Below are 26074 nucleotides of genomic sequence, written 5' to 3'. Positions count from 1 at the left end.
GACCACCGGGACCGGCGGGGACCCGCTGAATGCCCGTTCCGGCCGGCTAGAAGCCGTGGCGGACGCCGCCGTCCACCGGGACCATCACCCCGGTCAGGTACGAGGCGGCCGGCGACAGCAGGAACGCCGCCGTGCGGCCGAACTCCTCCGGGGCGCCGTAGCGGCGCAGCGGGATGCGGGACTCGGCCGCCGCCCTGGTCGCCTCCGGATCGGCGGACAGGGCGTCCAGCTCGCGTACCCGGTCGGTGTCGATGCGGCCCGGGAGCACGCCCACGACCCGGATGCCGCGCGGGCCCAGCTCGTCGGCGAGGGACTTGGCGAAGCCCGCGAGCCCCGGCCGGAGCCCGTTGGAGATGGTCAGGCCGGGGAGGGGCTCGTACACCGAACCGGAGAGCACGAAGCCGATGACGCCGCCGTCCTCCAGCCCGGCCGCCGCCGTGCGGGCCAGCCGCACCGCGCCGAGGAACACCGACTCGAACGCCGTCTGCCACTGCTCGTCCGTGGTGTCGGCGACGAACCCGGGCGGCGGCCCGCCCACGCTGATCAGTACGCCGTCGAAACGCCCGAAGCGCTCCCGCGCGGCCGTGATCAGCCGTTCGGCGGTGGCGGGGTCGGCGTTGTCCGCGGCCACGCCGACGGCCCCCGGACCCAGGGCGGACGCCGCCCGCGCGGCGCTCTCCTCGTCCCGCCCCGTCATGACCACCTTCGCCCCGTCGGCGACCAGCTCGCGCGCGACGGCGTTGCCCAGGCCGCGGGTGGCCCCCGTGACGACGTACACCCGGTCCTTCAGTCCAAGATCCATGGCCCTATCCTGCCTCCTCGCGCCCGGCTGGGGCGAGGGCGGTACGGGAGAGCGGGGCCGCTGGGCGGCCGGGCCGGCGGGGTCAGACCCCGGCCGTCTCGGGCGCCGCGCCGGAGGTCTCCCGGGCGGCGGCGGCCGAGCGGTCCCGGACCTCGCGGCGGACCAGGACGACCCAGCCGACCGGGACGCCCGCGCAGAACAGCCACCACTGGATGGCGTACGCCATGTGGGGGCCGATGTCGCCGTGGTTCGGGGCGGTGATCTGCTGCGGGGTGCGGCCCTCGGGCTCGGGCGAGGTGAGTTCGACGTAGCCGCCGAGGACCTGCCTGCCGAGGCGCTCGGCCTCGTGGGCGCTGTTGATCAGCATGACCTGGCGGTCCGGCAGGCCGTCGACGTTCTTGATGCCGCTGGACGCGGTGGTCTCGTCGGGCATCAGCCGGCCGGTGACGGTGATCTCGCCCTCGGGCGGCGCGGGGACCTCGGGGAACGCGAACTGGCTCGGGCCGTCCGCCGGGACCCAGCCCCGGTTGACCACGAGCACCTTGCCGTCGTCCAGGACGAAGGGGGTGAGGACGTGGTAGCCGATCTTGTCGTCCGCGTTGGTGCGGCGCCGCACGACCACCTCGTCGGCGGTGTCGAAGCGGCCCGTCGCCGTCACGCGGCGGTAGCGGTGCTCGGCCGGGATCTTCGCCCCCGGCGAGGTCAGGGACTCCGCCGGGACGGGCTCCGCCGCCAGGGACCGCGCGATCGCCTCGTTCAGCGTGACCTTGTGCTCGTGGCGGTGTAGCTGCCAGAAGCCCAGCTCGATCATCGTCGGGATGAGCGCGAGCGCCACGAGGGTGAGGATCACCCACTGGCGGGACAACAGGAAGCGGTACACGCCACGAACGGTACAACGCGGGCGTCCCCCTCCTTCGCGGAGGGTCCGGCGGCGGGGCCGGGGGAAGTCCGCCCGGCCGGCCCCGCGCACGGGTCACACCCTGTCGACGATGCCCACCCTCCCCTCGGCGCGGGCGCAGTGGGCGCCGCAGTAGAAGTGGCCGTCGGCCTCGACGCCCTGGCCGATGATCTGCACCCGGCAGTGCTCGCAGACCGGGGCCATCCGGTGGATCGCGCAGGAGAAGCAGTCGAAGACGTGCACCGATCCCTGGGCGTGGACCTCGAAGGTCATTCCGTAGGTGTTTCCGCAGACCTCACATGTCGCCATGGGTGACAGGGTGCGCCGTCGCCCCGGCGCGGGCGAGCGGTCGCGGGGCGGGTCGCCGGGAATCACCCGTCCGTACGGCTACCCGCCGGCGGGCTCGACGTCGGCCAGGAGCTGTCCGAAGGCGGCCTCGTCCACCACCGGGGTGCCGAACTGCCGGGCCTTGACCGTCTTGGACGTGCCCGAGTCCGGGTCGTTGGTGACGAGGAGGCTGGTCAGCCGGGAGAGGCTGGTGGCGATGTGCAGCCCGGCGTCCACCGCCCGGTCCTCCAGCAGCTCCCGCTCGACGGACGTGTCACCCGAAAAGGCCACCCGCATGCCCTGCTTGAGAGGTTTGCCTGGTTCGTACCGGCCCGGGTTGGGGTACGGGCAGGCCGGCCGCTTGCGTGAGGGGCGCCAGCCGCTCTGCGCGGACCCGCCGTAGCCGCCCTGCCGGCCGATGCGCGGGGAGGGCCGGTCCGACCACTCCGTCAGCGGCCGGCACTCGTGCAGCGGCAGCCGTACCCCGCTCACCGCCGCGGCCAGCAGGCTCGGCCGGAACGCCTCCGCCAGCACCCGGGCGTCGTCGAGGGCGTGGTGCGCGCGCTGCTGGACGACGCCGAAGTGGGCGGCGAGCGACTCCAGCTTGTGGTTGGGCAGCGGCAGGCCCAGCTCCTTGGAGAGCGCGATGGTGCACAGCCGCTGGCGCACGGGCGGCTCGCTGCGGGCGCGGGCGTACTCCCGGGCGATCATCTGCCAGTCGAAGACCGCGTTGTGCGCGACCAGGACCCGGCCGTCGAGCCGCTCCGCGAACTCCCCGGCGACGTCCCCGAAGAGGGGCGCGTCGCCGAGCACGTCACTGGTGAGCCCGTGTATCCACACCGGGCCGGGGTCGCGCTGGGGGTTGACCAGCGTGTACCAGTGGTCCTCGACCTCACCGCGCGCGTCCAGCCGGTAGACGGCGGCCGAGATGATGCGGTCGTCGCGGGCCAGGCCGGTGGTCTCCACGTCGACGACCGCGTACCCCTGCGGATACGCGGCCGGCCACGGCGTGGCCGAGGAGGCTGCGGTCGTACGGTCTTCGAGCATGGTCAATGAGGATACGGGCCCTCTCCGGCAGGCGGGCCCCGCAGGTCCCCTCCGGCAGCGGTCCGCCGCGCCGCCCCGTCAGTTTCCCGCCTGGGCACCGGCGTTGTGACCCGGTCCGTCCGGCCGTTCGGGCGCGGGGGAGGGGCGGCGGGTGTGCGAGGACGCGGCAAGCGCCCTTGACGGCTCCCGGGCGACGGGGCGACGGGGCCGGCACGCCCGTGCCGTTCACGTGCCGCCGTGGGGTCCGGTGCGGGGGTGCTCGGCGTGTCGGGGGACACGCCGGGGCGGTGCCGTGCGGCACGGGAGCGTCGCCCACGGCGTGTCACCGGCGGCGCGGCGCCGCCGGGCTGGGGCGTGCCGGCCGGGACGCGCCCCCGCACGGCATCGGGCGGACCGGCGCCGTACCGGCCCCCGTCACCACCGGATCGGCAGCGGAAGCGCCGTCAGGAGCCCTGATACGGCCACCACCAGACCCAGGAGGACGACCTCGGCGCGGGCGGGGGAGGAGGCGGTCAGGGGGTCCTCGGCGCGGCTCAGCCGGACCCGGGCCCACAGGGCGAGCGCGGCGACCGCCACCATGAGGATCACCTTGGCGAGCAGCACGCGCCCGTAGGCCGTCTCCGTCAACTGCTCCAGGATCGTGCCGGCGGGCATCCGGCGCAGCGAACTGCACAGGCCCGTCGCCGTGACACCGGCGAGCAGCACCGCCGCCACGCGCGCGTAGCGGCCGAGCAGCGCGGCGCCGGCCGGCGAGTCGCGCCACCGCCGCATCGTCCGCAGGGCGTGGACCAGTCCGCCGACCCACAGCGAGGCGCAGACCAGGTGGACGACGGTCAGGCCGGAGCCGATCAGCGGCGTCTGCTCGGTGGTGGGGTGCGCGCGCAGCGCCTCGGCGACCACCACGACGGCCAGCGGCCAGACCTGGGTGCGGGGCCGGCCGGAGAGGGCGCAGAGCCCGGCCGCGAGGAACGCGTTGATCTCCAGCAGCGCGAGCCGGCCGTCGCGGGAGGCGTAGAGGCCGCCCACGTCGATCTCGGCGATGCCGCCCGGGACCAGGTTGCCGGTGGCGACGACGGAGGCGAGGCCCAGCGCGGCGACGAGGCCGGCCGCCGCCGCGGGGACGGACCAACTCCGGGGCCGGTCCGGCGGAGCGCCCGGCAGGACGCGGGCCATGCGGTCGATGAACAGTTCGCCGACGGGTACGGCCAGCGCGGCGAAGAGCACCGTCCGCAGCAGGGCTATGCCCCCGGTGCCGGGGGCGGTGGACTCCCCGGTGCCGCTCAGCGCGGGGGCGGGACCGAGCACGGGTATGAGCGCGCCGAGCGCCACGAGGACGAGGAGCGCGACGGCCCGGCCGGCGCCGGAGGAGGAGGGCCGGGCATGGCGAGCGGAGCGGGCCGACGGGGACGTGGGTCTTGTCAAGGTCACCCCGAGATCTTCACCAGCTCTCCCAGAACCGGGCAAGCCCAGGAAAACACGGGGCGGTCCATCATTCCGCCCATGGCGACGGTTTCCGGCCGCCGTCCCTGCCCATGTCCCGGCCCCCGCCCGCCACATGAGCCCGTCCGGCCCCGCCCGCTACCCCGTTACGCCCCACCCACCGCGACCACCGAGGCCGCGCCGCCTTACGACCCTGACGGCCCCACCGAGGCCGCCCCCCACGACCCCGACACCCCCCACCGAGGCCCCCCACGCCCCCGACACCCGCCACCGCCCCCGACAACCCCCTACCCCCACCCCGCCGTGTCCGCCCCCGCCGGGCCCGGTGGCCGGGGCCAGTCCGTCGGGCCGCCCGTGAAGGAGACCGCGGGCAGGGCGTACCGCAGCCGCCCGAGCCGGCTGTCCCGCTCGGCGAGCCACCGCTCCGGCCCGGTGTACGCGCCGCCCTCGGACCGGCGCGCGCCCCCGTCCTCGGTACTGCCCTCCGTGCCGCCCGCCGGGTCGCCGCCCAGCAGCCAGGCCGCCGTCCGCGCCAGCGACACGCGCACCGTCCGGCTCCCGCCCTCGCGCATCCGCTCGGTCAGCGCCCGCAGCACACCCGCCGCCAGCAGGTAGCCCGAGCCGTGGTCCAGGGCCTGCGCCGGCAGCGCCCCCGGCCGCCCGGCGGCGCCCTCGACGTGGGCGATCCCGGTGGCCACCTGCACCAGGCTGTCGAAACCGCGCCGCCCGGCCCACGGCCCCTCCGGCCCCCAGGCCGTCAGCCGCGCCACGACCAGACCGGGCCGGCGCTCCGCCAGTGCCCGGGGCGAGAGCCCGAACCGGTCGAGGGCGCCGGGCCGGTACCCGGTGACGACGACGTCCGCCGAGGCGAGCAGCTCCTCGAAGACGTCCCGGTCGGCGCCGAGGTCCAGCACCGCCGACCGCTTCCCGAAGCCGGTCTCGGCGTGCAGGTCGGCGAGTTCCGGCAGGCCGGGCGGTTCCAGGCGCAGCACGTCCGCGCCGAGCAGGGCGAGGGTGCGGGTGGCGACCGGTCCGGCGAGGACCCGGGTGAGGTCCAGGACGCGTACCCCGGCGGCCGGCAGTGACGGGGACGAGCCCGGCGGGGTGACGGGCGCGGGGGCCGGGTCCGGCGTGCCGCGCTCGACCAGAGGAAGGCGGGCCACCGCCGCGCCCTGCGCGGACGCCGCCCACCGGTCCGGGGTGCGCAGGGCGACCGCGAGTCCGCCGGCCGCGGACACGGCCTCCTCGACGTCGGGCGCGGACCGTCCGGCGAGCGCGGAGGCCACCGCGTCCGGGTCCGGGTCCACCTCCAGCACGCGCAGCAACCGCTCCCGGTGGTGCGGGTAGTTGGCGTGGGTGCGCAGCCATCCGTCCGCCGTCCGCCACAGCCGCGACAGCGGCGCGAACGCCACCGGTTCCCGGCCGTCGACGCGCAGCAGCCGTTCGCCGGTGAAGGCGGCGGCGACGGCCCCGTCGTCCACCCGTACCGCCGGGACCGGTCCCGAGCCGGCCCGTGCCGCCGCCAGTTCGGCGGCGGCCAGCGCGCAGGCGGCGACGCAGGCCCGCGCCGTCCGTCGTACCGGAAGCCGGGCGTCGAGCGCGCCGGGGCGCTCGACGGCCGACACGCGGGACGTCAGGGCCGGGTCGCCGCCCAGCGCGGACCACACGTACGCGATGTCTTCCATGGGAGAACTATGCGGGCCGGGCCGGCAGGCCCGCGGGCGACCGGCCGGCCCGGCCCGCGGGGGGTGCCTAGCGGGTGACGGCGTCCAGCGCGTCCGCCATGCCCCAGCCGTAGAACCCGTTGAGGTTCTTGGTGCCCTGGCACACCGCGTCCACCTTGCCGTCGCCGTTGATGTCGTACGGCTTGGTGCACGGCATCGGGTCGGCCTGCGCGTACAGCAGGGCCTTGACCAGGGCCGGCGGGGCGTACGGGTGCTTCGACTTGATCAGCGCGGCGACGCCCGCGACGTGCGGCGCGGCCATGGAGGTGCCCGCCATGTAGCCCCAGGAGCCGCCGGGCAGGGTGCCCAGGATGAGGCCGCTGGTGGCCGGCGGGGCGGGCGTCTGGTAGGCCGTCGAGTCGCCGCCGGGCGCGGCGATGTCGATGACGCCCAGACCGTGGTTGGAGAAGGACGACTTGATGCCCTTGGCGCCGGTCGAGGCGACCGTGACGACACCCGGGAGCTGGGTCGGGATGTCGTAGCACTTCGAGGTGTCGATCACCCGGTCGCCGGGGGTGCCGTCGTTGGGGGAGGACGAGTCGGAGAGGCGCTTGGAGGCCAGGTCGTAGTTCTCGTTGCCGGCCGCGGCGACGTTCACCGCGCCCTTCTTCTCCGCGTAGCGGGTGGCCCGGGTGACGGCCTCGACGAGCGCCTTCTGGTCGGCGTCGTCGGTGCAGTTGAAGTACCACGGGTCCACGTAGTAGCTGTTGTTGGTCACGTCGACGCCGTGGTCGGCCGCCCACATGAAGCCGCACACCACGGCCTCGGCGTAGAAGTAGCCGTCCGGGTTGGACACCTTGATGCCGGCGACCTTCACACCCGGCGCCACCCCGGTCATGCCGATGCCGTTCTTGGCGGCGGCGATCTCGCCGGCCACGTGGGTGCCGTGCGGGCTCTCGCCGGCGCCCGGACGCCAGGCGCCCTCGCTGGTGTCGGGCTTGCCCGCGACGCAGTTGACCGAGGCGCGGCGGTCGAAGTTGGGCGCGAGGTCGGGGTGGGTGTCGTCGACGCCGGTGTCGATCACGGCGACCGTCACCTTGCTGCTGCCCAGCGACTTCTGGTGCGCCTTGTCGGCCTTGATGGCGGGCAGGTCCCACTGGAGGGACTCCAGCGGGTCCTTGCCGTCGGCCTGGACGGCGGCCTCGGCGGCGGCGACCTCCTCCAGGGTGAGCACCTTGGGCGTGCCCACGTCGGTGGTGGCGGCCGAGGGCAGCGGGGCGGTGCGGGTGGCGCCGGCCGAGTGGACACCGGGCGTCCTGCGCACCGACGCGGCGAAGTCCGGGGCGGTGGAGTGGACGACGACCACGCCGATCCGGTCGTACGACGTGACGATCGTGCCGCCCGCCTTGGCTATCGCCTTCTTCACCTGAGCCGAGGGGGCCGTGCCGGACTTGACGTTGACGACGTAGCTGTACGCGTCGGCGTCCGCGGTGACGGCGGTCGGGGCCGGTTCCGCGGCGGCGGCCTGCACGTTGGGCAGGAAGGCCAGGGCGGTGGCGAGGGCCATGCCGGCCGGGATGGCGATGGCGCGGCGGTGGCGCGGGGTGGTCACGGTCATGGGCGATGACTCCAGTTCGTTCGGACGGCCGGTGTGCGGCGGCCGGAAGGTACGGAGGGTGCGGAAGGTGCGCGTGGCACCGGCGGCACGCGAGGGGCGGGGGAGGGGCGCGCGGCGGGCGCCGGTCACTTCACCGCGCGCAGCGCGTCGACGATGCCGTGGCCGTAGAAGCCGTTGACCCGCTTGCCGCCCTCGCAGAGGGCGTCCGGCGTGCCGTCGCCGTTCTGGTCGTAGGAGGCCGGGCAGCCCGGGTTGACGGCCTGTGCCTTCAGCAGCGCCCGCAACTGGGCCGGAGTGGCGCGCGGGTGCTTCGACTTGAGCAGCGCGGCGACGCCCGCGGCGTGCGGCGAGGCCATCGAGGTGCCCTGGAGGTAGGCGTACTGGTTGTTCGGCATCGTCGACAGGACGCGGCCGTCCTTCGACGGCGTGTCGGGAATCTGGTAGAGCCGGTCACCGCCGGGCGCGGCGACGTCGATGACGTTCTTGCCGTAGGACGAGTAGTACGACTTGAGGTTCTGCACGCCCGTCGCGCTCACCGTCACGACGCCCGGGAGCTGGGTGGGCAGGTCGAGGCAGGTGCGCGGGTCGATGGTGCGCGGCACCGGCGTGGTGTCGTTGGGGCTGGAGCCGTCCACGATGGCGCGCGAGGCCAGGTCGTGGTTGGAGTTGCCCGCCGAGGCGAAGTGCAGGGTGCCCTTGCGCTGGGCGTAGAGCTGGGCCCGGTTCACCGCGTCGACGATCGCCCGCTGGTCGGGGTCGTCCATGCAGTTGTACATCCACGGGTCCACGTAATAGCTGTTGTTGGTGATCTGCACGCCGTGGTCGGCGGCGAACACGAAGGCGCAGACGACGTTCTCCGCGTAGAAGAGGCCGTTGTCCGGGTCGCTCACCTTGATGCCGGCGACCTTGACACCGGGGGCGACCCCGGCGACGCCTATCCCGTTGCGGGCCGCGGCTATCTCCCCGGCGACGTGCGTGCCGTGGTAGTCGCCGGAGGTGTACGGGCGCCAGGCGCCCGGACTGGTGTCCGCCGTGCCGCCCACGCAGTTGGCGGACTGGCGGGCGGAGAAGTTCGGGGCGAGGTCCGGGTGGGTGTCGTCGACGCCGGTGTCGATCACGGCGACGGTGACCTTGGGACTGCCCGGGTTGATCTTCGCGGCCTTGTCGGCGCCTATCGCGCGCAGGTCCCACTGGTCCGCCTCCAGGGGCTCCCCGGCCCCCCGGGCGGCGGAGGCGCGCGCCGTCCGCTCGGCCTGCTCGGCGGAGAGCATCTCCACCGAGCCCTCCTCGGTGGTGCCCGCGGGGGCCAGCGGCGCGGTGCGGGTGGCGCCCGCCGACTGCACGCCGCGCACCGAGCGCATCGCCGAGGCGAACCCCGGGTCGGAGGCGTGCACGACGAACACGCCGATCTTCTCGTGCGTCTCGACCACCGTGCCGCCGGCCCGGGTGATCGCGCGCCGCACGGAGGTGAGCGTGGCGCGGTCCGTCTTCGTGTTGACGACGTACGCCAGGGCCGGCGCGTCCGCGGCGGTCCGCGCGGCGGCCCGTCCGTCCGGGGCCGCCGACGCGGTCGCGGGCAGGAAGCCGAGCGACACGGTCAGGGAGAGCGCGACGGGCACGGCGAGGGCAAGCCGGCGTCTGGAACGCAGATGAACCATGGGGTCTCCACATCATCCGGAAAGAGAACCGGCCCGGACACAGGTGGCGTCGGGCAGGTACATGACGGAAGTGGTGCAGAGCGAAGCTATCTCCCGAAGTCGCTGGCCAGCAATGACTTCCCGCAACCGAGTTGGGAAAGTCGGACGGGTGTTGAACCGGTCCCCGAGGGGCGCCGTGTCGTTGGACAGGGAAGCCGGGGCACGAGCCGCCCCGGCCTCCGAACGAGGTACAAGCCGTCATGACCGTCGTACGAGGAGACTCCGTGGCCACCGACGCACCGCCCCCCTCGAAAGAGGAACACCGACTTCCCTCCGCCGAGGAGTTCTCCGAGGTGCAGAACAGTGCGGACTTCGGTGAACTGCGCCGTTCCTTCCGCTCCTTCGCCTTCCCGCTGACGATCGCCTTCGTCCTCTGGTACCTGCTCTACGTGCTGCTGTCGAACTACGCCGGCGGCTTCATGGGCACCAGACTCTTCGGCAACATCAACGTCGCGCTCGTCTTCGGCCTCGCCCAGTTCGTCACGACCTTCCTCATCGCCTGGTGGTACTCGCGGCACGCCGCCGCGCAGCTCGACCCCAAGGCCGAGGCCATCAAGTCCCGGATGGAGGGCGACGCATGAGCACCGCACAGCACACGGTCCTCGCCGTGAACGAGGCCGGCGAGCACCGGCCGCTGATCATCACCCTGTTCGCGCTGTTCGTCCTTGCGACGCTCGGCATCACCATCTGGGCGGGCCGCCAGACCAAGGACGCCGCCGACTTCTACGCGGGCGGACGGCAGTTCAGCGCCCTGCAGAACGGACTCGCCGTCTCCGGCGACTACATGTCCGCCGCGTCCTTCCTCGGAATCGCCGGCGCCATCGCCATCTTCGGCTACGACGGCTTCCTGTACTCGATCGGCTTCCTGGTCGCCTGGCTCGTCGCCCTGCTCCTGGTGGCCGAGCCGCTGCGCAACTCCGGCCGCTACACCATGGGCGACGTCCTCGCCTACCGGATGCGCCAGCGGCCCGTGCGCACCGCCGCCGGCACCTCCACCATCGTCGTCTCGATCTTCTACCTGCTGGCCCAGATGGCCGGCGCGGGCGTCCTCGTCTCCCTGCTCCTCGGCATCACCTCCGACGCGGGCAAGGTCCTCATCGTCGCCCTGGTCGGCGTCCTGATGATCGTGTACGTCTCCATCGGCGGCATGAAGGGCACCACCTGGGTCCAGATGGTCAAGGCCGTCCTCCTCATCGGCGGCACGATCCTCATCACCTTCCTGGTGCTGCTCAAGTTCAACTTCAACGTCTCCGACCTGCTCGGCCAGGCCGCCGAGAACAGCGGCAAGGGCGCCGCCTTCCTGGAGCCCGGCCTCCAGTACGGGGCGACCGGCACCACCAAGCTGGACTTCATCTCCCTCGGCATCGCGCTGGTGCTCGGCACCGCCGGCCTGCCGCACATCCTGATCCGCTTCTACACGGTGCCCAACGCCAAGGCCGCCCGGAAGTCCGTGAACTGGGCCATCGGCATCATCGGCGCCTTCTACCTGATGACCATCGCGCTCGGTTTCGGAGCCGCCGCGCTCATCTCCCAGGACGAGATCAAGGCGTCCAACCCGTCCGGCAACACCGCGGCGCCCCTGCTCGCCCTGCACATCGGCGGCGTCGACTCGGCCTGGGGCGCGATCCTGCTCGCCACCATCTCCGCGGTCGCCTTCGCCACGATCCTCGCCGTGGTCGCCGGACTCACCCTCGCCTCGTCCTCCTCCTTCGCCCACGACATCTACGCCAACGTCATCCGCAAGGGGCAGGCCACCGGCCGCGAGGAGGTCCGCGCCGCCCGCTGGGCGACCGTCTTCATCGGCGTCGTCTCCATCGGCCTCGGCACCCTCGCCCGCGACCTGAACGTGGCCGGCCTGGTCGCGCTGGCCTTCGCGGTCGCCGCCTCGGCCAACCTGCCGACCATCCTCTACAGCCTCTTCTGGAAGCGGTTCACCACCCAGGGCGCCCTGTGGTCGATCTACGGCGGCCTCGTCGTCGCCGTCGGACTGGTGCTCTTCTCGCCCGTGGTCTCCGGCGACCCCACCGCGATGTTCCCCGACGCGGACTTCGCCTGGTTCCCGCTGAAGAACCCGGGCCTGATCTCCATCCCGTTCGGCTTCCTCATGGGCTGGCTCGGCACCCTCCTGTCCAAGGAGGAGCCCGACGCCGCCAAGTACGCCGAGCTGGAGGTCCGCTCCCTGACCGGCACCGGCGCGCACTGAGCCGACCGCCGCACGAGCGTCGCGGCCGCGTCGCGGGCACCCTGGAGGTGTCCACGACGCGGCCGCTTCCGGTGCCCCGGCAACGGCCGATCCACCGGCCCCGCGAGGGTCACGTAGGCTCACAGATGTCGGAGGAGACAAGGAGCGCTCCGCCGTCCCATGCCGAGGGAGGGGGCCCATGCTCATCGACACCTACGGACGCGTGGCCACCGACCTGAGGGTCTCGCTCACCGACCGCTGCAACCTGCGCTGCACCTACTGCATGCCCGAGGAAGGGCTCCAGTGGCTCGCCAAGCCGGACCTGCTCACCGACGACGAGATCGTCCGCCTCGTCGGCATAGCGGTCACCTCGCTCGGCGTCGAGGAGGTCCGCTTCACCGGCGGAGAGCCCCTGCTCCGCCCCGGACTGCCCGGCATCGTCGCCCGCGTCGCCGCCCTGGAACCGCGCCCCCAGACCTCCCTGACCACCAACGGCATAGGTCTCGGCCGTATCGCGCGGGCCCTCAAGGACGCCGGACTGGACCGGGTCAACGTCTCCCTGGACACCCTGCGCCCCGACGTCTTCAAGGCACTCACCCGCCGGGACCGGCACAAGGACGTCCTGGAGGGGCTGCGCGCCGCCCGCGAGGCCGGACTGACCCCCGTCAAGGTCAACACGGTCCTCATGCCCGGCCTCAACGCCGACGAGGCCCCCGACCTGCTCGCCTGGGCCATCGAGCACGGCTACGAGCTGCGCTTCATCGAGCAGATGCCCCTCGACGCCCAGCACGGCTGGAAGCGCGAGGGCATGGTCACCGCCGGCGACATCCTCGCCGCGCTGCGCACCCGCTTCGCGCTGGCCCCCGAGGGCGCCGAGGAGCGCGGCTCGGCCCCCGCCGAGCGCTGGATCGTGGACGGCGGCCCGCACACCGTCGGCGTCATCGCCTCCGTCACCCGCCCGTTCTGCTCGGCCTGCGACCGCACCCGCCTGACCGCCGACGGCCAGGTGCGCACCTGCCTCTTCGCCCGCGAGGAGACCGACCTGCGCGCGGCCCTGCGCTCGGAGGCGCCCGACGAGGAGATCGCCCGGCTGTGGCGGCAGGCGATGTGGGGCAAGAAGGCCGGCGCGGGCCTCGACGACCCGTCCTTCGTCCAGCCCGACCGGCCGATGTCCGCGATCGGCGGCTGACCCCGGGCCCCGCAGCGGCCCCTGTGCCGCGGGGGCCGCCTCACGGAGGGTTACGCGCCCTCGGCGGACCGCCACTCCTCGAAGGCCACGACGTCCTTCAGGAAACCGCGCATCCCGAGGAACTGGGACAGGTGCTCGCGGTGCTCCTCGCACGCGACCCACGTCTTGCGCCGCTCGGGCGTATGGATCTTGGGGTTGTTCCAGGCCAGCACCCACACGGCCGTCGCACGGCAGCCCTTGGCGGAACAGATCGGAAGCGTCTCGTCACTCACGGGTTCGTCTCACAGCCCCCGGAACGGGCGCGGCACCCGGCCGCGGAAAAGGCGACGCCGAGCAGCCACGGGGGGAGCTGCCCGGCGTCGGTCCGTCGCTCCGACGGGGGATGCGGAGCGCCTACGAAGTATGTCACGGGTCCCCCGCCGCCCGGCACCGGAACAACACGATTGATCTGAGCCGCCCGCGGCGCTGGCGTGGAATCGACGCCCGCCCCGCCGGGCCGGACCGTCACGGACGGCCGTGCGGCTCGTGTGCCGCCCCGGCGGTGGGGGCCTTCGCCCCGTCCTCCGCGTCGGATTCCGCCCCGTCCTCGCCGGACTCGGGAGTGGTGATCATCGTGCGCGTGGGCGCGGTCACGAACGTCGACGGCAGCCCCGGCGCGTTCTCCCGCCCGGCGTTGGCGATCACCACCGCGATGTACGGCAGGACCGCGCCGAACACCAGGGCCACGATCGCGACGTACCGTTCCACACCCCACAGGCACGCGGCGAGGATGACCGAAACCGTCCTGATCGACATGGAGATCACATATCGGCGCTGCCGCGCGCGGACATCCTCCTGGAGGCCCGCTCGGGCTCCGGTGATCCGGAACACCTCGGCGCCGCCGCCATTCCGCTTCCGCATCACATTCCACCAACCGCCCGCATCGGTCCTTCCCCGCCCCGCTGCCGTCCGCGACCGCTCGGGGTCCCGGTCCCGGACCCTCCCCACGGTACGCCGCGCCTCCCGCGCCGACGAGACCGGGTCGCCCCGGCCCGCCCGCCCCGCGTACGCCGGGCACCGTGGCGCCGTACCCCGTCCGGCCGTACCCGGCATGCGCCGTTCGCGGTACGACCGGAGACTTCCCGTAGTGCTCCGAGCCGAATGAGCCAAGCCGAGTGAGCCAAATGAGGAGGCAGACATGGGCTGGTTGTGGGCGATCATCGTCGGTTTCGTGCTGGGCCTGATCGCCAAGGCGATCATTCCGGGGAAGCAGCACAGCCCCCTGTGGCTGATCACCATCTTCGGCATGCTCGGCGCCATCGTCGGCAACGCGGTCGCCCGAGCGGCCGGTGTGGCGGCCACCTCCGGCATCGACTGGTGGCGGCACCTGTTCCAGCTCGTGGCGGCCATCATCATCGTCGCCGTCGGCGACGCGCTCTACATGGCGGTACGCGGCAGGCGACGCCGCGAACGGGCCTGAGCCCCCGCCGACACGCCGTGCGCACGGACACGCGACCGCGGTGACACGCCGGTACACCGACGCGACACGCCGAAGGGGCGGTCCCGGAGCCCGAGAGCACCGGAACCGCCCCTCCGGCGTGTCTCAGCCCGCGGCGACCTCCACCGCGGCCAGGTTCCGCTTGCCGCGGCGCAGCACGAGCCACCGCCCGTGCAGCAGGTCATCCGGACCGGGCACCGCGTCCTCGGCGGCCACCTTCACGTTGTTCACGTACGCGCCGCCCTCCTTGACGGTGCGCCGCGCGGCGGACTTGCTGGCCACCAGGCCGACCTCGGCGAACAGGTCCACGACCGGGGCGAACTCCGCCACCCGCGCGCGCGGCAGCTCGGAGAGGGCCGCCGTCAGCGTCCGCTCGTCCAGCGCGGCGAGATCGCCCTGCCCGAACAGCGCCCGCGAGGCGCCGATCACGGCGGCCGTCTGCTCCGCGCCGTGCACCAGCGTGGTCAGCTCCTCCGCCAGCGCCCGCTGCGCCGCCCGCGCCTGCGGACGCTCCTCGGTCTGCTTCTCCAGCTCCTCCAGCTCCGCGCGGGACCGGAAGGACAGGATGCGCATGTACCGCGAGATGTCCCGGTCGTCCACGTTCAGCCAGAACTGGTAGAAGGCGTACGGCGTCGTCATCTCCGGGTCGAGCCAGACGGCGCCGCCCTCGGTCTTGCCGAACTTCGTGCCGTCCGCCTTCGTCATCAGCGGCGTCGCGTACGCGTGCGTGGTGGCGTCCGGCTCCAGCCGGTGCAGCAGGTCCAGGCCGGCCGTGAGGTTGCCCCACTGGTCGCTGCCGCCCTGCTGGAGCACGCAGCCGTACCTCCGGTAGAGCTGGAGGAAGTCCATGGCCTGGAGGAGCTGGTAGCTGAACTCCGTGTAGCTGATGCCCTCGGACGACTCCAGCCGGCGGGCGACGGAGTCCTTGGTCAGCATCTTGTTGACCCGGAAGTGCTTGCCGATGTCCCGCAGGAACTCGATCGCGGACAGGTTCTGCGTCCAGTCGAGGTTGTTGACCATCACGGCCGCGTTCTCGCCCTCGAAGGACAGGAACGGCTCGATCTGCCCGCGCAGCCGCTCCACCCAGCCGGCCACGGTCTCCGGCGAGTTCAGCGTGCGCTCCGCCGTCGGACGCGGGTCCCCGATCTGCCCCGTCGCCCCGCCGACCAGCGCCAGCGGCCGGTGACCGGCCTGCTGGAGCCGCCGCACCGTGAGCACCTGCACCAGGTGCCCCACGTGCAACGAGGGGGCGGTCGGGTCGAAACCGCAATAGAACGTCACGGGACCGTCCGCGAGCGCCTTGCGCAAGGCGTCCTCGTCGGTGGACTGGGCGAACAGCCCGCGCCACTTCAGCTCGTCGACGATGTCCGTCACGGTTCTCGCGTCTCCTCGGTGATGCCGCTACTGCGAATCGGTGCCCATGCGGCCGTCCGGGGGACGGCCTGGGTCAGTGCCTACGAGGTTATACGCCCCGGCTGACCGAGCTCATGTTGAAGTCGGGCACCCGCAGCGGGGGCATCGCGGCCCGCGTGAACCAGTCCGCCCACTCCCGCGGCAGCGTCCTGCCGGTGCGCCCCGCCTCCGTGGCCCGGCCCAGCAGGTCCACCGGCGACTCGTTGAACCGGAAGTTGTTGACCTCCCCCGTCACCTCGCCGTCCTCGACGAGGTAGACGCCGTCCCGGGTGAGCCCGGTCAGCAGCAGCGTCGCCGGGTCCACCTCACGGATGTACCACAGGCAGGTCAGCAGCAGCCCGCGCCGGGTCCCCGCGACCATCTCCTCCAGCGACCGGTCGTCGCCGCCCTCCAGCACCAGGTTCCCGACCGGCGGGCGCACCGGCAGCCCGGTCAGCTCCGCCCCGTGCCGGGTCGTCGACAGATGGGCCAGCTCGCCGTCGCGGACCCAGTCGGTCGCCTCCAGCGGCAGCCCGTTGTCGAAGACCGACTGGTCGCCGCCCGAGGAGTGCGCGATCACGAAGGGCGCGCTCTCCAGCCCCGGCTCCCGCGGGTCGCCGCGCAGCGTCAGCGGCAGGGCGGCGATCCGGTCGCCCACGCGCGTGCCGCCGCCCGGCCGGGAGAACACGGTGCGCCCCTCGGCCGCGTCCCGGCCCGAGGACGACCACATCTGGTAGATCAGCAGGTCGGCGACGGCGGTCGGCGGCAACAGCGTCTCGTAGCGCCCCGCGGGCAGCTCCACCCGCCGGGACGCCCAGCCCAGGCGCACGCCCAGCTCCGCGTCGAGCGCGACCGGGTCGACGTCCCGGAAGTCCCGGGTGGCGCGGCCCGCCCACGCCGACCGGGTCCGGTCCGGCGACTTGGCGTTCACCTCCAGCGTCCCGTTCGGCTGGTCGTGCCGCAGCCGCAGCCCCGTCGACGTCCCCAGGTACGTCGAGGACACCTCGTGGTGGGCGAAACCGTACAGCTCGCGCCCGCCCGCCCGCGCGCGGGCGAACGCCTCCCCGAGGGCCGGCGCGAACTCCGCGAACACCGCCGACGACGTCTCCGCCGGCCCCTGCGTGAACTCCGCGGACACCGGCACGTCCCGGACCAGCGGACCCGCGTCCTCCGCGGGCCCGGCGCTCCGCGCGGCCTCCTCCGCGGCCCGCACCAGCGGCTCCAGGTCGTCGGCGGTCACGGCGGACCGCGACACCACGCCGGACGCGGTGCCCTCCCGGCCGTCGACGGTGGCGACGACCGTGAGCGTGCGCCCGCGCGTGACGCCGTTGGTGGTGAGCGCGTTGCCCGCCCAGCGCAGGTTGGCGGTGGAGTGCTCCTCGGCGAGGACGACGCACCCGTCGGCCCGGGAGAGGTCCAGCGCCCGTTCGACGACCTCGTGCGGCTTGTCGGTACGCGCGCTCATCGGCCGGCCTCCTGCGTGGTGTTCAGAATGGTGACGCCCTTGAAGAGGGCGGACGGGCAGCCGTGCGACACCGCCGCCACCTGCCCCGGCTGGGCCTTGCCGCAGTTGAAGGCGCCGCCCAGGACATAGGTCTGCGGACCGCCGACGGCCGCCAGGGAACCCCAGAAGTCGGTGGTGCTCGCCTGGTACGCCACGTCCCGCACCTGGCCGGCCAGCCGCCCGTTCTCGATCCGGAAGAACCGCTGCCCGGTGAACTGGAAGTTGTACCGCTGCATGTCGATGGACCACGAGCGGTCCCCGACCACGTAGATGCCCCGCTCCACGCCCCCGATCAGGTCCTCGGTGGACAGCCCGCCCGGATCGGGCAGCAGCGAGACGTTGGCCATGCGCTGCACCGGCACGTGCGCGGGGGAGTCGGCGAAGGCGCACCCGTTGGACCGCTCGAACCCGGTCAGGCGGGCGATCCGCCGGTCGAGCTGGTAGCCCACGAGCGTGCCGTCGCGCACCAGGTCCCAGGACTGCGCCTCGACGCCCTCGTCGTCGTAGCCGACGGTCGCCAGTCCGTGTTCGGCGGTGCGGTCGCCGGTGACGTTCATCAACTCCGAGCCGTAGCGCAGGGCGCCCAGTTGGTCGAAGGTGGCGAAGGAGGTGCCCGCGTACGCCGCCTCGTAGCCGAGGGCGCGGTCCAGCTCGGTGGCGTGGCCGACCGACTCGTGGATGGTCAGCCACAGGTTGGACGGGTCGACGACCAGGTCGTACCGCCCGGCCTCGACGCTCGGCGCCCGCATCTTCTCGGCCAGCAGCTCCGGCAGCTCCGCCAGCTCCGCGTCCCAGTCCCAGCCGGTGCCGGTGAGGTACTCCCAGCCCCGCCCGACCGGGGGCGCGAGGGTGCGCATCGAGTCGAACTCGCCGCCGGCCCCGTCCACCGACACGGCCGTCAGCACCGGATGCAGCCGGACCCGCTGCTGCGTGGTCACCGTCCCCGCGGTGTCCGCGTAGAACTTGTTCTCGCGCACGGTGAGCAGCGAGGCGTCCACGTGGTCCACCCCGTCCGCGGCGAGCAGCCGCCCGCTGAACTCGGCCAGCAGCCCCGCCTTCTCCTCGCCCGGCACGTCGAAGGGATCGGTCTCGTACGAGGAGACCCACGTCCGGTCGGCGTGCACCGGCTCGTCGGCCAGCTCCACGTACCCCCACCGCCCGTGCGGCGTGGCGGGGGCGGCGTCCGGCCCGGCCGCCTTGATGACCCGGGCGGAGAGCCGCGCCATCGCCACCGCCTGCGAGGCGACCTTGGCGGCGGCGTCCAGGGTGAGGTCCACGCCCGCGGCGAAGCCCCACGCGCCCTCGTGCACGACCCGCACCGCGTATCCCAGGTCGGTGCTGTCGGAGGACCCGGCGGGCCTGGCGTCCCTCAGCCGCCAGGAGGCGCTGCGCACCCGCTCCAGCCGGAAGTCCGCGTGCGACGCGCCGAGCGAACGCGCCCGCGCGAGGGCGGCGTCGGCGAGGGCGCGCAGGGGGAGTGCCGTGAAGGCTTCGTCGATGCTGTGCGGCACGGGGGAGATCCCTTCGGGGGCCTGGGACGACCGTCGAAGGCAGTGAACCACGTCTCACCCATCGGGCTCACGGAAGCCGCGAGGACGGCGACGGACGGCCCGGCGTGCGCGGACCGACGGGCGGGCACGGGACCGACCCCGTGCCCGCCCGTGAGCGTCCCTACGACGTGGACTCAGTCGTTCGGGGACGAGTTGCCCGCGAGTGCAGTGAACGCCGTCCAGGCGGTCGGCGTGACGGCGAGTGGGCGGATGCGCTTGTCCTTGGAGTCGCGGACGTGGACGACCTCGGGGCGCACGGCGACCTCGACGCAGTTGCCGCCGCCACTTCCGCTGTAGCTGCTCTTGAACCAGGCCGGTTCGGTGCTCATAGCGCTCCTTGCATCTCCCTCGGCGGGTCCACGGTGGCCATACGACTCAGGGTCGGCCTGTGAGCGTCCTACGACGTGGACTCAGTCGTCCGGGGACGAGTCGGCCGCGAGTGCCGTGAACGCCGTCCAGGCGGTCGGCGTGACGGCGAGTGGGCGGATGCGCTTGTCCTTGGAGTCGCGGACGTGGACGACCTCGGGGCGCACGGCGACCTCGACGCAGTTGTCGTTCTCGCTGCCGCTGTAGCTGCTCTTGAACCAGCTCAGCTCGTAGACGGTAGTCATAGCGCTCCTCGCATCTGTTCCAGCAGCATCACGGTAGCCCGACAGTCCAGGGCTTGGGAACGGAGCTTGCCGTAGCGCTGGAGCAGCACACTTACATCCTCGGGAGCGGAGATCAGGCTGCTTGACCGCTGGCCCTCGGTGTAGCCGAGCCACTGATGACCAGTTGTCTCCGCGAGGTACATCTGACCATCGATGCCGCAGTGATCCTCCTGGACGGTGGCCATGATCTGGATCTCGACGTTGCGCCGCGCGCTCATCTCGAGAAGACGATCGATGACTCGCCTCGTGACATCGCGCCCTCCCATGCGCCGGGCTACGACGCTCTCTTCGATGACGAAGCTGAACGCGGTGTTCTGGTTGGCGGAGACGAGCTGTTGCCTGTCCAGCCGAGACGCGACCTCACGTTCGATCTGCTCCTCGGACGCAGGCGGCAGCCGTCGGTCGAAGATTGCCCGGATGTATGTCTCAGGTTGCAGCAGCCCTGGAATCGCCCGGCACTCGTACGCGTACAGAGAGACCGCATCCTCCTCGATCTCAGCCCACTGCCGAAACCAGGACGCCAATACCGCCCTCCGCGTCAGGCTCTTCGCCGCTGCCGTGAGGACCTTGAGCGCGACCGGTCCGAGGACTTCCTCCGCCCGTGCGGGCAGGTCCGCCGGAGGGAACCGCTTCCCCTGCTCGATCTTGGCGACGTACGCGGCCGAGTACCGCACCCGCAGCGCGAACTCCTCCTGGGTCAGGCGTGATTCCTCGCGCAGCGCCTTGAGGACCGCACCGAAGGTCTTGAGACTGTCGGAGAGCTCCGTCTCCGTGCCGTTGGTGCCGCCGCCTCCGCCGTGGTCCACCCTCATCGCCGCGTGCCTCCCGTGTTCGCGTTCTCACGCCTCACCCAACCCCGCCCGAACCGCCCATGGTCACGGGGAGTTACCCACCCAGTCCAGAGTGTGCACCGATACAGCCGCGCTTGTATGGGCGTCGTCCCTGTCGGGGGCGGGTGGCGTGCCGGAACGCTGGGCGCATGCCAGCACCACGGGCCCAAGAGGCCGTTACCGTAAGTGTGTTCGCCCAGCGGTTCTCCGCCACGCGCCGGGGCGCGCGTCTCGCCCGCAGACTCGCCACTCACCGGCTCGACCTGTGGCACCTGCCCTACGGCAGCCCGGTCTCCGACACCGTCACCCTCGTCGTGGCCGAACTCGCTGCCAACGCGGTTCTCCACGGCCGCGTCCCGGGGCGCGACTTCGAGTTGCGGCTCACGTACGACCGGACGGTGGGAGTCGTCCGCGTCGAGGTGTCCGACACCCACCCGGCGCACCCGGAACCCCCCGAACCGGCGGGCCACCCCGAGGTGGCCGACGGCGGAAGAGGTCTCCTCCTCGTCGAGGCCGTCGCCGACCGCTGGGGCGTGACCGGCCGGACGGGTCCGGGCAAAATCGTATGGGCCGAGTGCGCGGTCCGAGGGCCCCTTCTGTAGGGACCCGACAGTCTGTCCGGTGTGCCACTGTGGGTGCCCGATTCTCCGGGACGGGGCGGGGACCGATAGGTTTTCGAGGAAGCCGCCTGTCGTCGCCACTGGTCATCCGGGTGCTCGGGCGGAGTACCAGCTAGGGAAAGGGTGATCCGATGAGCCGCTCGGTTCTCGTCACCGGAGGCAACCGGGGCATCGGCCTCGCCATCGCCCGCGCGTTCGCCGACGCCGGCGACAAGGTTGCGATCACGTACCGCTCGGGGGAGCCGCCGGCCGTCCTCAAGGAACTGGGCTGCCTCGCCGTCAGGTGCGACATCACCGACAGCGAGCAGGTGGAGCGTGCCTACAAGGAGATCGAGGAAGCGCACGGTCCCGTCGAGGTGCTGATCGCCAACGCCGGCGTCACCAAGGACCAGCTCCTGATGCGCATGTCCGAGGAGGACTTCACCTCCGTCGTCGACACCAACCTCACCGGCACCTTCCGCGTCGTCAAGCGCGCCAACCGCGCCATGCTGCGCGCCAAGAAGGGCCGCGTCGTCCTCATCTCCTCGGTCGTCGGGCTGCTCGGCTCCGCGGGGCAGGCGAACTACGCCGCCTCCAAGGCCGCCCTGGTCGGCTTCGCGCGCTCCCTCGCCCGTGAGCTGGGCTCGCGCAACATCACCTTCAACGTCGTCGCGCCCGGCTTCGTCGACACCGACATGACCAAGGTCCTCACCGACGAGCAGCGCGCGGGCATCGTCTCGCAGGTGCCGCTCGGCCGGTACGCGCAGCCGGAGGAGATCGCCGCGACGGTGCGGTTCCTCGCCTCGGACGACGCCTCGTACATCACTGGAGCCGTCATCCCCGTTGACGGCGGACTGGGAATGGGTCACTGATCACCATGAGCGGAATTCTCGAAGGCAAGCGCATCCTGATCACCGGTGTGCTGACGGAGGCCTCCATCGCCTTCCACACGGCCAAGCTGGCCCAGGAGCAGGGCGCCGAGATCATCCTTACCGCCTTCCCGCGGCCCACGCTGACCGAGCGCATCGCCAAGAAGCTGCCCAAGCCCACCAAGGTCATCGAGCTGGACGTCACCAACGACGAGCACCTCGCACGCCTGGCCGACGTGGTCGGCGAGGAGCTGGGCGGCCTCGACGGCGTCGTGCACTCCATCGGCTTCGCGCCACAGGACGCGCTCGGCGGCAACTTCCTGAACACGCCCTTCGAGTCGGTCGCCACGGCCATGCACGTCTCGGCGTACTCCCTGAAGTCGCTGACCATGGCCTGCCTGCCGCTGATGCAGAACGGCGGCTCGGTCGTCGGCCTCACCTTCGACGCCCAGTTCGCCTGGCCGCAGTACGACTGGATGGGCCCGGCCAAGGCCGCCCTGGAGGCCACCAGCCGCTACATGGCCCGCGACCTCGGCAAGCAGAACATCCGCTGCAACCTCGTCTCCGCCGGCCCGCTCGGCTCCATGGCCGCCAAGTCCATCCCGGGCTTCAGCGAGCTGGCCTCCGTCTGGGACACCCGCTCCCCCCTGGAGTGGGACCTGAAGGACCCGGAGCCGGCCGGCCGCGGCATCGTCGCCCTGCTGAGCGACTGGTTCCCGAAGACGACGGGCGAGATCGTCCACGTCGACGGCGGTCTGCACGCCATCGGCGCCTGACCGACCCGCCTTTGGGGCCCGCGTCCGACCGGGACGCGGGCCCTCGGCGTTCCCCTCCATGCGCCCGAGGCCGTCCGAGGCCGTCCGGGGCCGCTACGAGACCGCCTCCGGGCCGCCCCCGGGCCGCGCGGGGCCTGGGCGTTCACCCGAGCGGCGCAGCCGGCCGGGCGGGCGGGGCGTGCCCGGCGCAGGCTGGAGTCCGGACTCCCCCCGCGCGCTTCCCCCCTCCCCAGCCTGGCCGAGGAGGTCCCCTTGTGCGGCTTTCCCCACCGCCCGGCCTCAGCGGCCCTCGCCGTCGTCTGCCTCGCGGTCCTGTCGCACCCCGTGCACGCCGCCGCCCCCGTGACCCGCGTACACCGCATGACCTCCGTACACCGCATGACCTCCGTACACCCCGTGACCCCCGCGCACCCCGAGCGGGACGGCTCCCGGACGTCCCCGGCCCCGACGCGCCCGTCCGGCGCCGAGTGCCGGGTCCGTGTCGACGGGTCCCAGGTCACCGCCTACTGCCACAACCCGTACCCCGTGCCGGACCGCGTCTCGCTCCACGTCGAGTGCGCCCGCTGGTGGGACGTCGACACCGACGGCACCCCGGCGGAGGCCGCCCCCAGCCGCACCGTCAAACTCACCGGACGCTGCTGGAAGGAGGTCGAATCCGCCTGGATCACTCACGAACCGGCGCGCTGACCCGCCCCGGCCGGCACACGAACGGGTACCCCGCCGCCTCCGTCTCCGCCGTCCCCGCGTCCCCCGAGCGGATCGCCTCGACCAGCCGCGTGTGGTCCATGTGGGTCTCCGGCGTCATCTCCTCGCCGATGTCGTCCCGCAGCCACTGCCGCATCACCTCGCCGAGGTCCGCGTACAGCGCGGTCAGCACGTCGTTGTGGGACGCGGCCACCACGGCCAGGTGGAAGGTCGCGTCCGCCGTCACGAACGCCTCGGTGTCACCCGACCTCCACGCCTCCTCGCGGCTCACCATCAGCGCGTCGAGCTGCCTGAGGTCCTTCTCGGTGCGCCGCCGGGCGGCGAGCCGGGCGGCGGCCGACTCCAGCGTCGAGCGCAGTTCGGCGACGTGCCGGGGGTCGGCGTCCGCGAACCGGCGGTGCATCACGCCCGCCAGTTCGCTGGTGGCCGCGACGTACGTGCCGGAGCCCTGCCGGATGTCCAGGAGGCCGTTGTGGGCGAGCGCGCGGACCGCTTCCCGGACCGTGTTCCGTGCCACACCCAGTTGCCCGACCAGCTCCGGCTCGGTCGGGATGCGGGAGCCGACGGGCCACTCGCCGGAGGCGATCTGCTGCCGCAGCATCGCGATGACCTGCTCGGACAGGGCGGCACGACGGGGATGGGCCAGAGTCATGACTCACCTTCGCAACGGTTCTTCGCAACGGGTCTGCGCAACGGATCTTCGCAACGGGTCCGGACGGCGCCTGAGCGCAGTGGACAACCAATCATCCCATGATTCTATGATGGGTCCCATGGCCAGTGAGGAAACCCGGACGCTGCACTCCACCACCGCCGGCACCCCGGCCGAGCCCGGTGCCCGGGTACCCGACGGGCCCAGCGGCCCGGCGGGGAGCGCCGCACCCGCGTGGACGCGCTGGACGACCCGGCTGCTCATCGTCGGCATCGTGCTGGCCGCGCTCAACCTGCGTCCGGCCATCACCAGCCTCGGCGCCCTCCTGGAGGAGGTCCGCGTCGGGCTCGGCATGAGCGGCAGCGTGGCCGGACTGCTCACCTCCGTGCCCGCGCTGTGCTTCGCCGTCTTCGGTGTCGCCGCCCCGCGGCTGGCCCGCCGCTTCGGACCCGGCGCGGTGGTCTGCCTCGGCATGGCCGCCATCGCCGCCGGTCTGGCGATCCGGCCCTACGCCGGCGGCACCGCCGGTTTCCTGGCGGCCACCGCCCTCGCGCTGATGGGCATCGCGGTCAGCAACGTCCTGATGCCGGTCATCGTCAAGCGTTACTTCCCCGACCGCGTCGGCACCATGACCGGCCTGTACTCGATGGCCCTGGCCTGCGGCACCTCGGCCGCCGCCGCGGTCACCGTGCCGCTGACCGGCTGGATGGGCGGCGGCTGGCGCCCCGGCCTCGCGGTGTGGGCGGTCCTCGGCGTGGCCGCCGTCCTGCCCTGGCTGCCCTTCGTCCGGGAACGCGGCGGCGGCTCCGCCCGGCCGGAGTCCGCCCCCGAGCCCTCCGCGGCGCGCTCCGCCCGCGAGCCCTCCGCCGTACGTCCCGCTCCAGAGGCCGGGGAGGGGCCGGCCGCCGAGGTGCCGGTGCTGCGGATCGCCCGCAGCGGCACGGCCTGGGCGCTTGCCGGCTTCTTCGGCCTCCAGGCCACCGCCGCCTACATCACCATGGGCTGGATGGCGCAGGTCTACCGGGACGCGGGGGTCCCCGCCGGCACCGCCGGACTGCTCCTCGCCGTGATCATGGTGATGGGCGTGCCGCTGGCCTTCGTCATCCCGAGGGTGGCCTCGCGCCTGCCCCACCAGGGCCCCATCGTGGTGCTGCTGGGCGTGTGCGGACTCGCCGGCTACACCGGGATGTACCTGGCCCCGGCGGCCGGCGCGTGGGCCTGGGCCCTGCTCCTCGGCGTCGCCAACTGCGCCTTCCCGCTGGCCCTGACCATGGTCGGCATGCGGGCCCGGACCGGCGCGGGCGTCGCCCAGCTCTCGGCGTTCGCGCAGAGCACCGGCTACCTGATCTCCATCCCCGGCCCGCTCCTGGTGGGCGTCCTCTACCAGCACAGCGGCGGCTGGGGCCTGCCGCTCGCGCTGATGGCCGCGTTGATGGTGCCGCAGATGCTCTTCGGCGTCCTGGCCGGCCGCAACCGTACGGTGGAGGACGAGGCGACCCGCTGACCCGGCCCGCCCGCCCATCGCACGGTGAAGGCGGCCCCCCGGACCGGTCGCGCGGGGGGAGATGGGAGACTGGCGGCATGCTCGATCCGAACCCCCCGAACGGCCAGAAGAAGATGCTGCTCGTCTTCGGCGGCTTCCTTGCGATCTTCGTGGTCATCGGCATCATCGCCACGATCGTCTCCCCCTGACCTTCCGGGGGACCGTACGGCCGGCCTGCCGCCTCCGGCCCTGCCTGCGGGTGAATCGTTCCCTCGGGGTCCGGGGTAGGGCTGGCCCCCCATCCCCTAGGGGGCCAGGCTCAGGGTCGAGTGGGTGGATCACCGGATGGGCCGGGGCCCGTGCGTTCCGTAGCGTCGATACGTACCGCGAGAAGAGCGGTACGCGCGGCACGCGCCAGGACGCCCGAAGACACCGGAGGCACTCATGTCGGCCCCTCTGTACCCCCGGCCCCGGCAGGCCGCCCGGGGCGGCGCCGGGACACGGCTGCCCTGGTGGGCGCTGGCCCTGCCCGTGCTCACCTTCCTCGTCCTGCTGCTGATGATGCTCAACCCGTCGCAGGCCCGAGCCGCCGCCGGCGAACCGGTCCTCGCCCACTTCCTGGACTGGGCCCGGCACCTCACCCTCCGCTGACCCCCGCCGCACCCCGGGCGGGCCGGGCGCCGCGACCGGCCCCGGTCCGGTGAACCCGCATGTCAACTCCCTGCG

28 protein-coding genes are annotated in these 26074 nt (G+C 73.1%); 11 read left to right on the top strand and 17 right to left on the bottom strand.

Features of this window, described 5'->3' with window-relative positions:
* Positions 1 to 46: 46 nt before the first annotated feature.
* From J5Y05_RS27970 to J5Y05_RS27935, 8 genes are all read right to left on the bottom strand, one after another.
* Entirely contained in the window at positions 47 to 802 is a 756-nt protein-coding gene (locus J5Y05_RS27970; protein WP_210876035.1) for an SDR family oxidoreductase, read from the bottom strand.
* An 82-nt stretch (positions 803 to 884) separates the two neighbouring features.
* Positions 885 to 1682 (bottom strand): SURF1 family cytochrome oxidase biogenesis protein, encoded by a 798-nt coding sequence (locus tag J5Y05_RS27965; protein ID WP_210876033.1) that lies wholly within the window; start codon positions 1680 to 1682, stop codon positions 885 to 887.
* A 93-nt stretch (positions 1683 to 1775) separates the two neighbouring features.
* Positions 1776 to 2009, bottom strand: coding sequence for a metallothionein (locus J5Y05_RS27960; RefSeq protein WP_210876031.1), 234 nt, complete (start codon positions 2007 to 2009; stop codon positions 1776 to 1778).
* A gap of 78 nt (positions 2010 to 2087) precedes the next feature.
* Positions 2088 to 3074: a DEDDh family exonuclease gene (locus tag J5Y05_RS27955; RefSeq protein WP_210876030.1), complete on the bottom strand. Its 987-nt coding sequence runs from the start codon at positions 3072 to 3074 to the stop codon at positions 2088 to 2090.
* 414 nt (positions 3075 to 3488) lie between these two features.
* Entirely contained in the window at positions 3489 to 4502 is a 1014-nt protein-coding gene (locus J5Y05_RS27950; RefSeq protein ID WP_210876028.1) for a CopD family protein, read from the bottom strand.
* Positions 4503 to 4801: 299 nt separating this feature from the next.
* Complete coding sequence (locus J5Y05_RS27945) at positions 4802 to 6199, bottom strand: CoA transferase (RefSeq protein ID WP_210876026.1); 1398 nt, start codon at positions 6197 to 6199, stop codon at positions 4802 to 4804.
* 67 nt (positions 6200 to 6266) lie between these two features.
* Complete coding sequence (locus J5Y05_RS27940; protein ID WP_210876024.1) at positions 6267 to 7796, bottom strand: S8 family peptidase; 1530 nt, start codon at positions 7794 to 7796, stop codon at positions 6267 to 6269.
* A 125-nt stretch (positions 7797 to 7921) separates the two neighbouring features.
* A complete protein-coding gene (locus J5Y05_RS27935; RefSeq protein ID WP_210876022.1) occupies positions 7922 to 9454 on the bottom strand; it encodes a S8 family peptidase in 1533 nt (510 codons plus the stop codon).
* 263 nt (positions 9455 to 9717) lie between these two features.
* On the opposite strand from J5Y05_RS27935, the gene J5Y05_RS27930 reads away from it, so the two are divergent.
* From J5Y05_RS27930 to moaA, 3 genes are all read left to right on the top strand, one after another.
* Positions 9718 to 10074, top strand: coding sequence for a DUF485 domain-containing protein (locus tag J5Y05_RS27930; protein WP_210876020.1), 357 nt, complete (start codon positions 9718 to 9720; stop codon positions 10072 to 10074).
* Complete coding sequence (locus J5Y05_RS27925; RefSeq protein ID WP_210876018.1) at positions 10071 to 11696, top strand: monocarboxylic acid transporter; 1626 nt, start codon at positions 10071 to 10073, stop codon at positions 11694 to 11696. Before J5Y05_RS27930 ends, J5Y05_RS27925 begins: the two co-directional genes overlap by 4 nt.
* A gap of 178 nt (positions 11697 to 11874) precedes the next feature.
* A complete protein-coding gene (gene moaA / locus J5Y05_RS27920) occupies positions 11875 to 12864 on the top strand; it encodes a GTP 3',8-cyclase MoaA (protein WP_210876016.1) in 990 nt (329 codons plus the stop codon).
* 50 nt (positions 12865 to 12914) lie between these two features.
* Here the strand turns inward: moaA and J5Y05_RS27915 are convergent, their stop codons facing one another.
* Both J5Y05_RS27915 and J5Y05_RS27910 read right to left on the bottom strand, forming a co-directional pair.
* On the bottom strand, positions 12915 to 13136 hold the full coding sequence (locus J5Y05_RS27915; protein ID WP_210876014.1) for a hypothetical protein: 222 nt from the start codon (positions 13134 to 13136) through the stop codon (positions 12915 to 12917).
* Positions 13137 to 13368: 232 nt separating this feature from the next.
* The gene (locus J5Y05_RS27910; protein WP_210876012.1) at positions 13369 to 13764 is read right to left on the bottom strand and encodes a DUF3099 domain-containing protein; all 396 of its coding nucleotides are present in this window, start codon (positions 13762 to 13764) and stop codon (positions 13369 to 13371) included.
* Between the two features lie 277 nt (positions 13765 to 14041).
* On the opposite strand from J5Y05_RS27910, the gene J5Y05_RS27905 reads away from it, so the two are divergent.
* Positions 14042 to 14323 (top strand): GlsB/YeaQ/YmgE family stress response membrane protein, encoded by a 282-nt coding sequence (locus J5Y05_RS27905; protein WP_210876010.1) that lies wholly within the window; start codon positions 14042 to 14044, stop codon positions 14321 to 14323.
* Positions 14324 to 14446: 123 nt separating this feature from the next.
* On the opposite strand, the gene tyrS is transcribed toward J5Y05_RS27905, so the two are convergent.
* From tyrS to J5Y05_RS27875, 6 genes are all read right to left on the bottom strand, one after another.
* The gene (tyrS, locus tag J5Y05_RS27900; protein ID WP_210876009.1) at positions 14447 to 15715 is read right to left on the bottom strand and encodes a tyrosine--tRNA ligase; all 1269 of its coding nucleotides are present in this window, start codon (positions 15713 to 15715) and stop codon (positions 14447 to 14449) included.
* 88 nt (positions 15716 to 15803) lie between these two features.
* Positions 15804 to 17198, bottom strand: coding sequence for a metallopeptidase TldD-related protein (locus J5Y05_RS27895; RefSeq protein ID WP_210876007.1), 1395 nt, complete (start codon positions 17196 to 17198; stop codon positions 15804 to 15806).
* Positions 17195 to 18748: a TldD/PmbA family protein gene (locus J5Y05_RS27890; protein ID WP_210876005.1), complete on the bottom strand. Its 1554-nt coding sequence runs from the start codon at positions 18746 to 18748 to the stop codon at positions 17195 to 17197. The genes J5Y05_RS27895 and J5Y05_RS27890 overlap by 4 nt, the downstream gene beginning before the upstream one ends.
* A gap of 173 nt (positions 18749 to 18921) precedes the next feature.
* The gene (locus J5Y05_RS27885) at positions 18922 to 19116 is read right to left on the bottom strand and encodes a DUF397 domain-containing protein (protein WP_210876003.1); all 195 of its coding nucleotides are present in this window, start codon (positions 19114 to 19116) and stop codon (positions 18922 to 18924) included.
* 81 nt (positions 19117 to 19197) lie between these two features.
* Positions 19198 to 19398 carry a DUF397 domain-containing protein gene (locus tag J5Y05_RS27880; RefSeq protein WP_210876001.1) on the bottom strand — a complete coding sequence of 67 codons (201 nt, stop codon included), beginning with the start codon at positions 19396 to 19398 and terminating at the stop codon, positions 19198 to 19200.
* Positions 19395 to 20249: a helix-turn-helix domain-containing protein gene (locus J5Y05_RS27875; protein ID WP_210875999.1), complete on the bottom strand. Its 855-nt coding sequence runs from the start codon at positions 20247 to 20249 to the stop codon at positions 19395 to 19397. The genes J5Y05_RS27880 and J5Y05_RS27875 overlap by 4 nt, the downstream gene beginning before the upstream one ends.
* A gap of 206 nt (positions 20250 to 20455) precedes the next feature.
* Here J5Y05_RS27875 and J5Y05_RS27870 point away from each other — a divergent pair, with 206 nt between their 5' ends.
* The 4 genes from J5Y05_RS27870 to J5Y05_RS27855 all read left to right on the top strand — a co-directional run bounded on the left by J5Y05_RS27870 (position 20456) and on the right by J5Y05_RS27855 (position 23198).
* A complete protein-coding gene (locus J5Y05_RS27870) occupies positions 20456 to 20869 on the top strand; it encodes an ATP-binding protein (RefSeq protein WP_307854124.1) in 414 nt (137 codons plus the stop codon).
* A 149-nt stretch (positions 20870 to 21018) separates the two neighbouring features.
* Positions 21019 to 21738, top strand: a complete 720-nt coding sequence (gene fabG, locus J5Y05_RS27865) for a 3-oxoacyl-[acyl-carrier-protein] reductase (RefSeq protein ID WP_210875996.1) — start codon at positions 21019 to 21021, stop codon at positions 21736 to 21738.
* Positions 21739 to 21743: 5 nt separating this feature from the next.
* Complete coding sequence (gene fabI, locus J5Y05_RS27860) at positions 21744 to 22511, top strand: enoyl-ACP reductase FabI (protein ID WP_210875994.1); 768 nt, start codon at positions 21744 to 21746, stop codon at positions 22509 to 22511.
* 252 nt (positions 22512 to 22763) lie between these two features.
* Positions 22764 to 23198, top strand: coding sequence for a hypothetical protein (locus tag J5Y05_RS27855; protein WP_210875993.1), 435 nt, complete (start codon positions 22764 to 22766; stop codon positions 23196 to 23198).
* Here J5Y05_RS27855 and J5Y05_RS27850 read toward each other — a convergent pair.
* Positions 23176 to 23868, bottom strand: coding sequence for a FadR/GntR family transcriptional regulator (locus J5Y05_RS27850; protein ID WP_210875991.1), 693 nt, complete (start codon positions 23866 to 23868; stop codon positions 23176 to 23178). The genes J5Y05_RS27855 and J5Y05_RS27850 overlap by 23 nt on opposite strands.
* A gap of 106 nt (positions 23869 to 23974) precedes the next feature.
* On the opposite strand from J5Y05_RS27850, the gene J5Y05_RS27845 reads away from it, so the two are divergent.
* From J5Y05_RS27845 to J5Y05_RS27840, 3 genes are all read left to right on the top strand, one after another.
* The gene (locus J5Y05_RS27845) at positions 23975 to 25369 is read left to right on the top strand and encodes a CynX/NimT family MFS transporter (RefSeq protein ID WP_210875989.1); all 1395 of its coding nucleotides are present in this window, start codon (positions 23975 to 23977) and stop codon (positions 25367 to 25369) included.
* Between the two features lie 77 nt (positions 25370 to 25446).
* Positions 25447 to 25557 carry an SGM_5486 family transporter-associated protein gene (locus tag J5Y05_RS32345; protein ID WP_281730829.1) on the top strand — a complete coding sequence of 37 codons (111 nt, stop codon included), beginning with the start codon at positions 25447 to 25449 and terminating at the stop codon, positions 25555 to 25557.
* A 235-nt stretch (positions 25558 to 25792) separates the two neighbouring features.
* Positions 25793 to 25999, top strand: coding sequence for a hypothetical protein (locus J5Y05_RS27840; protein WP_210875987.1), 207 nt, complete (start codon positions 25793 to 25795; stop codon positions 25997 to 25999).
* Positions 26000 to 26074: the final 75 nt, after the last annotated feature.

Origin of the sequence: Streptomyces tagetis (assembly GCF_018069565.1) — a bacterium.
Classification (GTDB): domain Bacteria; phylum Actinomycetota; class Actinomycetes; order Streptomycetales; family Streptomycetaceae; genus Streptomyces; species Streptomyces tagetis.
Note: the sequence above shows the minus strand (reverse complement) of the source record. Positions and strands in the feature narration are given on the sequence as shown.

Excerpts from the sequence above, each read along its gene's own strand:
- J5Y05_RS27970 (WP_210876035.1), bottom strand. The coding sequence starts at position 802 with ATGGATCTTGGACTGAAGGACCGGGTGTACGTCGTCACGGGGGCCACC.
- J5Y05_RS27960 (WP_210876031.1), bottom strand. The coding sequence starts at position 2,009 with ATGGCGACATGTGAGGTCTGCGGAAACACCTACGGAATGACCTTCGAG.
- J5Y05_RS27955 (WP_210876030.1), bottom strand. The coding sequence starts at position 3,074 with ATGCTCGAAGACCGTACGACCGCAGCCTCCTCGGCCACGCCGTGGCCG.
- J5Y05_RS27945 (WP_210876026.1), bottom strand. The coding sequence starts at position 6,199 with ATGGAAGACATCGCGTACGTGTGGTCCGCGCTGGGCGGCGACCCGGCC.
- J5Y05_RS27940 (WP_210876024.1), bottom strand. The coding sequence starts at position 7,796 with ATGACCGTGACCACCCCGCGCCACCGCCGCGCCATCGCCATCCCGGCC.
- J5Y05_RS27935 (WP_210876022.1), bottom strand. The coding sequence starts at position 9,454 with ATGGTTCATCTGCGTTCCAGACGCCGGCTTGCCCTCGCCGTGCCCGTC.
- J5Y05_RS27925 (WP_210876018.1), top strand. The coding sequence starts at position 10,071 with ATGAGCACCGCACAGCACACGGTCCTCGCCGTGAACGAGGCCGGCGAG.
- moaA (WP_210876016.1), top strand. The coding sequence starts at position 11,875 with ATGCTCATCGACACCTACGGACGCGTGGCCACCGACCTGAGGGTCTCG.
- J5Y05_RS27910 (WP_210876012.1), bottom strand. The coding sequence starts at position 13,764 with ATGCGGAAGCGGAATGGCGGCGGCGCCGAGGTGTTCCGGATCACCGGA.
- J5Y05_RS27905 (WP_210876010.1), top strand. The coding sequence starts at position 14,042 with ATGGGCTGGTTGTGGGCGATCATCGTCGGTTTCGTGCTGGGCCTGATC.
- J5Y05_RS27895 (WP_210876007.1), bottom strand. The coding sequence starts at position 17,198 with ATGAGCGCGCGTACCGACAAGCCGCACGAGGTCGTCGAACGGGCGCTG.
- J5Y05_RS27885 (WP_210876003.1), bottom strand. The coding sequence starts at position 19,116 with ATGAGCACCGAACCGGCCTGGTTCAAGAGCAGCTACAGCGGAAGTGGC.
- J5Y05_RS27880 (WP_210876001.1), bottom strand. The coding sequence starts at position 19,398 with ATGACTACCGTCTACGAGCTGAGCTGGTTCAAGAGCAGCTACAGCGGC.
- J5Y05_RS27875 (WP_210875999.1), bottom strand. The coding sequence starts at position 20,249 with ATGAGGGTGGACCACGGCGGAGGCGGCGGCACCAACGGCACGGAGACG.
- fabG (WP_210875996.1), top strand. The coding sequence starts at position 21,019 with ATGAGCCGCTCGGTTCTCGTCACCGGAGGCAACCGGGGCATCGGCCTC.
- fabI (WP_210875994.1), top strand. The coding sequence starts at position 21,744 with ATGAGCGGAATTCTCGAAGGCAAGCGCATCCTGATCACCGGTGTGCTG.
- J5Y05_RS27850 (WP_210875991.1), bottom strand. The coding sequence starts at position 23,868 with ATGACTCTGGCCCATCCCCGTCGTGCCGCCCTGTCCGAGCAGGTCATC.
- J5Y05_RS27845 (WP_210875989.1), top strand. The coding sequence starts at position 23,975 with ATGATGGGTCCCATGGCCAGTGAGGAAACCCGGACGCTGCACTCCACC.
- J5Y05_RS32345 (WP_281730829.1), top strand. The coding sequence starts at position 25,447 with ATGCTCGATCCGAACCCCCCGAACGGCCAGAAGAAGATGCTGCTCGTC.
- J5Y05_RS27840 (WP_210875987.1), top strand. The coding sequence starts at position 25,793 with ATGTCGGCCCCTCTGTACCCCCGGCCCCGGCAGGCCGCCCGGGGCGGC.